Source organism: Oleiphilus sp. HI0043 (assembly GCF_001634935.1).
Genome location: NZ_LWEY01000879.1, coordinates 1 through 523, shown reverse-complemented (window position 1 = coordinate 523; position 523 = coordinate 1). Strand labels below are relative to the sequence as shown.

The following is a 523-nucleotide window of genomic DNA, read 5'->3' as shown; positions in this document are numbered from 1 at the left end:
CTTCCCATTGGGCCGGTGCTAGTAAGCTCTTGACCAGGCTTCAGATCATCAACTAAATAATGGCTAACGAAACCGCTATGAGCCTTTTTAACGGTCAGGTCATAATAGTCTCGTTCAGTGGGAGAGGAAGACATCGCATAAGGTCTGGCAGTTGGCGAACCATTTATCTCAACAAAAACGTTAATATACTGACCTGCTTGAAAAGGGGGAAGGTAACCATCAAGTGCTTTGACACGAATAGTATTCGTGGATGGCGTATCAGTAAAAATATCGGTAACAAGTAAACGAAGGCGTTTAGGATGTAGACTGTCGATAGTCTTTTGCGTAGCACCTTTCTCTTCGCTAAAGTCGCTTCCACTAAGCTCTATCTCGGTTTTCTTTTTTACGGCTTCAACGTAGCCAACGACACCATCTAATACGTTTTGTTCTGCGCTGCGATTTTTATGCATGTTGAGCCTCCGTTTGTGACTTTTTAATTTTACGCAATATACTTTTTGCCGTTGATTCACCGGCCATATAGGTC

The 523-nt window shown here is 43.0% G+C and carries 1 protein-coding gene; it reads right to left on the bottom strand.

Annotated elements, in window-relative coordinates; translation table 11 throughout:
- Positions 1 to 449, bottom strand: a 449-nt coding sequence (locus tag A3729_RS09855; protein WP_231877402.1) for an FAD-binding oxidoreductase, incomplete at its 3' end; no start/stop codon positions are given.
- Between the last annotated feature and the right edge of the window lie 74 nt (positions 450 to 523).